Annotated in this window: 3 protein-coding genes and 1 pseudogene; 1 reads left to right on the top strand and 3 read right to left on the bottom strand. The window is 63.5% G+C overall.

Annotation, left to right across the window (positions count from 1 at the left end; all coding sequences use genetic code 11):
• Together PGX04_RS34735 and PGX04_RS18920 are read right to left on the bottom strand one after the other, a co-directional pair.
• Window positions 1-144: pseudogene (locus PGX04_RS34735) on the bottom strand (DUF7552 domain-containing protein); the annotation flags it as partial.
• 1483 nt (window positions 145-1627) lie between these two features.
• Window positions 1628-3439: a histidine kinase N-terminal 7TM domain-containing protein gene (locus tag PGX04_RS18920; protein ID WP_273739926.1), complete on the bottom strand. Its 1812-nt coding sequence runs from the start codon at window positions 3437-3439 to the stop codon at window positions 1628-1630.
• Between the two features lie 261 nt (window positions 3440-3700).
• On the opposite strand from PGX04_RS18920, the gene PGX04_RS18915 reads away from it, so the two are divergent.
• The gene (locus PGX04_RS18915; protein ID WP_273739925.1) at window positions 3701-4456 is read left to right on the top strand and encodes a PHP domain-containing protein; all 756 of its coding nucleotides are present in this window, start codon (window positions 3701-3703) and stop codon (window positions 4454-4456) included.
• Between the two features lie 221 nt (window positions 4457-4677).
• Here the strand turns inward: PGX04_RS18915 and PGX04_RS18910 are convergent.
• Window positions 4678-5138, bottom strand: a 461-nt coding sequence (locus PGX04_RS18910; protein ID WP_273739924.1) for a DHH family phosphoesterase, incomplete at its 5' end; no start/stop codon positions are given.

Genomic DNA, 5138 nt, shown 5'->3' with positions numbered 1-5138 from the left:
CGCGTCCGGGCGGGTCGCGAACCGCTGGCCGGCGACCGGGACGGGCCGTTCGCCGGAGCGGGCGCAGACGACGTAGTACGCTCCGTCGTCGCTGGCCAGTCGTTCGATGTGCTGGCGAATCTCTCTGAGTGTCGTTCCGACCATGGTTCCTCCACTGGTCCGTCGCGGGACTGCGGATCTCTGTTTACGAACCGGTGCGCTCGATGGCCGAGCAGTCGCCGCCGGACGGTTCGTATCCGCGGTATCGCAGACGGACGCGTCATCATTTAGGCTGGCCTAAAACATAATAAGCCCACCGGAGTTTCGACGTTCCCCTCGTCCGCCACTGTGGGCCGCCGTTTGAGAGCCCCTCCCTATTCGATATAGCACTATGGCGTTCACCTTTTAACTGTCAGTGCAGAACTGCGCGAAGAAGCCGTCCTCCCGACGCTGAACTCGTTCCCATCGCGGTCGATGTGAAGAGATTCACCGGTTACCGTAGCCAGCCGCGTTCTCGTCACTCCGTGATCGTTCATCGGCGCTCCATCGACCAAACCGGACTGTACTCCGTTTCACCCTCGATCCGAGTCGACGACTCGGAGACGATCCGTCCGTGCTTCGCTGTCCACACGAGGCGAACTGGTGGCCGTGTTAATCTCGAGTGTCGTCGATCGCTAGCGGTCGGAACGTGTGATAGGCGCCTCTCGACGCGGATCCTGCTATCGCCGGCGGGATCGCGCCACCTCAACGCGCACCGCAGAATGTGTCTCGCGTCGAACGCGTATGCACGATGACGGGGCGTGCGGACTCTCGGTCGACCCTGCGATAGTGCCGACCGAGACCGATTACCCCCGTTTTTGACTGCTCGTACGGGTCCGCATGGCTGCCCACAGGCCACCCTCTCGAGTCGATCAGCGCTGAGACCGTCGCTTTCGAACCCGACCCATGCGACCGGTCGAGAATCCGACTCCCGTGAATGCTCCCGTCGGGAGGAGGCAGTGACCGATCGCTCTCTGCCGCAAACGACGAACTGGTTCAGCGTGAAATCGGCACTCAACGGACGGCGCTCGTTCCGTGTAACGGGCAGTTCTGGAGCTCGGTCACTGATTCTCGTTGGGCAGACTCCCCACCGGTCGGTACGCCCGATTGCGACTGGGATTCGGTTACGAATCACGCGTCGATCGGCTGCTCAGATGCGTTTCGAGCTGTGTTGCACCGATCCTCGCGTCAGCCCGATCTCACGGAGATATATCTTATATCGCTATATCGAATCGCTCGAGCGGGCGTAGCCGCGGACCGAACGCAACGGGCTGCCGCTACGCCGTCGATTCTCCGGCTGAAGCGACGCCGTCTCGTCCGTTATCGCTCTGCTCTGTCAGTCTCGTCACGTCTCACTGCGAACGAGAACCACAGCTGACCGGTACCAGCTCATCGCGCGACGGTGTCTATCAATTTGAACGACGATCGAGTACTCTAGTCGCCACTGAATGCTTGCAGACCTGATCGCGCGATCGCGTTGCGATCAGTCTGTACATCGGTTCAGTGGTACTAGAACAGACGACGCCTCGCCGCTTGTGTGATACACGGTCATGCGAGTCTCCGTTTTGTGGAGGGCCGACGAGCAGTTCCTCGAACAGCGTCGGATCGCTCACTCGACATCGAGCACCTCGAACCGCGCGCCACCCTGTGATGAATCGACGACGGCGAGCGACCAGCCGTGGGCTTCGACGATCGTGCGGACGATCGCGAGTCCGTATCCGGAACCGGAGCCGGTACTGACGCCGAAACGGAGGACGTACTCCCGACGCTCGAACGGAATCCCCGGTCCGTCGTCTTCGACGTAGAAGCCGACTCGGTCGGGCAGCGGGCTCGCGGTGTCCGGTCTCGCGGTCGCCCGGGGAGGATCGTCCGCCTCGAGCGTCCCGACGCGGACCGTCGTCACGCCGTTCCCCGTTGCGGATTCTCCGCGCTGACTGCTCGCGGAGCCGTGCTCCACACAGTTCTGAAACAGGTTCTCGAACGCCTGCTGGAGCCGACGCGGATCGGCTCTCACCGTGCGCGTCGATTCGACGACGAGGGTGAGATCGTGGGTGTCCACGACGTTCCACGCGGCCTCGGCGACGGTCTCGAGGTCGCACTCGATGGGCGATTCGACGTCGGTGCTCTCCCTGGCGAGTTCGGGGAGCGCCGCCGAGAACTCCCGGAGGCGGTCGTGGACCGTTTCGAGCTCGTCGAGCAACTGTTCGAGTTCCGGATTTGCCCCCTCGAGGTCCGCGCGAACGAGTTGCAACAGGCTCTCGCCGGTGGTCAGCGGGGTCGCGAGATCGTGGGAGACGACGCTCGCGAGCCGTTCGAGCTGTTCGTTTTTCAGCTCCAGTTTCGCCGTCTGCGTCTCGAGCGCGTCGTTCTTGGTCGCAAGTGCGTCCCGCTGGTTCAGGTGCACGGTGACATCGGTCAGCGAGACGATAGCCCCTCGAGAGCCGGCCGCTCGCTCCGGATCGATGGCTCGACACTGCGCGAGGAACCGCCGCGTCTCGCCGTCGACCGGAATCGAGCACGAAACGGTGGCCTCGAGGGGGAGGTGAAACGTTTCACCGTCGGAGAGTTCAGCGGGAAGGACGGCTTCGGCAGCCACTCCCTCGAGCGGCCGATCCGCGCCGAGGACCGATTGTGCGCTGGCGTTGGCCTCGAGGATCCGATCGTTCGGGCTGATCACGAGAACGGGATCGTCGAGCGTTCGGAACACGCGCTCGTGTGCGATCGGCACGAACGTCGTCAGGTCCGTCCGCAAGACGAGGGCCGCAAGCGGGATCCCGACGAGCGTGAACGCGAGCGGCGTCGGATCGATTTCGGGGATCGGCCTGACACCGATGTGGTAGGCACCGTTAACGAGCCACGGTGTGAGCGTACACGTCAGAAGGACGGCGGATTGGCGTCTGTAGAGCCGGTTGTTCGTGAGCGCCGCATTGACCAGCAGCGCCGTCCCGATCAGTAACAGCGTATACGAGTAGGCGACGTTGACGACGTGCCACGGGCCGGGCTCGGTCTCGAGGAACGGCCGGCCGCCGACCTCGGCGAGCGAAATCGAACTGTAAAACAGCGAGTGATGCCGTGCGGTGAAGACGAATCCGAGCGTTAGTACGGGAACGACTGAGAGCAACGCGATGCGTCGCCCGGAACCCCATCCGCTTCGGTCGGTGTATCGAAGAGAGAATACGAGCCAGGTGACCGGCGCGAAGACCACGCTCACGTACGAGAGTTGGGTGAACCGCAGTTGCCATCGCACCGTTTCTGACATGAGAGCTCCGACGTGGGTAGCCGACCAGACTGCCATCGTGAGCATGAACAGGCCGAACGCGAAGGCCGGTCGACTCGACTCGTTCCGGACGAGCAACCAGACGGCGACGCTTATGCCGACGATCGCCGATAACAGAACCGCGAACGTCACGTAACTGTACATGTTCTCCCTGTGACGTGACAGGATGAGAGCGTATACCAACGTATCGGTTTATCAGGTCAGTTACCGTTCGTCTCTTGAGACGACCTGCGGACGGGTCTCTCGAAGTATTACACGCTTACCGGCCGCAACACCAGTATAATGCGTTCTTAGCGGTGTCGACCGTCGAACTGCGATCCGGATGCGACCGGTAGCAGAGTCTTTAAGCGCGACAACAAGCTATTGGTGGTAGCGACTCCGCTACCCCCGACCCTGAACCCCTCTATGACCACGCAGATTCCGTTCGCGATCGACTTTCACGTCCACTCCGACGCCTCCTACGACGGGCACGAACCGATCGAGCTCATCCTCGAGCACGCCGCGGATATCGGACTCGACGGGGTGGTCATCACCGATCACGACGAGATCGACGAATCGCGGCGCGCCGCCGACCTCGCGCCCGAGTACGGACTGATCGGCATCCCCGGCGTCGAAGTTTCGACGCAACACGGCCACCTGCTGGCGATCGGCGTCGAGAAACGCCCCGATCCGGGGCAGCCGTTCATGGACACCGTCGAGACCGTCCGCGACCTGGGCGGGGTGGCGATCGTTCCCCACCCCTTCCAGCGCAGTCGCCACGGCGTCCGGAAACGCCACATCGACGACGCCGACGCGATCGAGACCTACAACTCGATGGTCTTTACGGGCTACCGCAACCGGCGGGCCCGAACGTTCGCCGACCGCCGGGACTATCCCCAGATCGGTGCCAGCGACGCTCACTACCTCCCCAACGTGGGCAAAGCCTTCACCGAGGTCATCGTGACGCCCGACACGGCGGCCCCGACGAAGGCGGATATCGACGGCGACGAACTCATCGAGGCCATCCTCGAGGGGCGAACCCAGATCCACGGCAAGCGCACGCCGATTCGCAAGAGCGCCGTCCAGTACGGGAAGGGTGCGGTGCGGAAGACGGCGTACACGTTCACCTCACGCGCGCCGCTGTTGCCGACGGTGCCGGCCTCGATGGACAGATCGACCTGACGACGAGGAGACGTAGATACGCACGCGTTCTGCTGATGCTGGCAACAAAGGGAGGCCACTTCCTCCCCAGCCGATTCGCTCAGTTACTCCGTTCCCTCGCTCATCCCTCGCGCAGCGTCGTCGGTCGTCCTCACTATCGTTCGGACAACCGACAGCGCGCGCCACCGCCGGTGGAATATCAGTCTGGAGTGAGATAATGGGAACCCGTCGCAGGATGCCGACTATGAGAGCTGTTCGCCGACGATCTCGTCGGCGCGTTCGACGAACGTTTCCTCCTCGCCTTTCGGGACCGTCGCGCCCGCCGCGACGTCGTGGCCGCCGCCGTCGCCCCCGACGGCTCGAGAGGCCTCGCCCATTACGGCCGAGAGGTCCAGTCCCTGCCGGACGAGCGAGTGGGTGCCCCGCGAGGAGACCTTGACTTCTTCTTCGTTCTTTTCTGCGAAGGCGATGATCGGCTTCGAGCGGCTGATCCCCTGATTCCCCATCGCCATTCCCGCGACGATGCCGACGATGGTCTCGCGGATCTCGTCGCTCGCGTGGATCCACTGGACGTGTTCCTCCTGGGTCGTCCCCGCTCGAGTGACGAGGTCGATACCGTTCGAGAGGTTCCGGCGGTGCTCGCGCAGGAGCTGCCGGGCGCGCTCGAGCGCGCCGTCGCGGTCGCCGAGACAGACGCCGAGCC

The organism is Natrinema soli, from assembly GCF_028618695.1.
Note: the sequence above shows the minus strand (reverse complement) of the source record. Positions and strands in the feature narration are given on the sequence as shown.

What these genes read in the sequence shown, in the direction of transcription:
- PGX04_RS18920 (WP_273739926.1), bottom strand. Translation starts at nt 3,439, where the DNA reads ATGTACAGTTACGTGACGTTCGCGGTTCTGTTATCGGCGATCGTCGGC.
- PGX04_RS18915 (WP_273739925.1), top strand. Translation starts at nt 3,701, where the DNA reads ATGACCACGCAGATTCCGTTCGCGATCGACTTTCACGTCCACTCCGAC.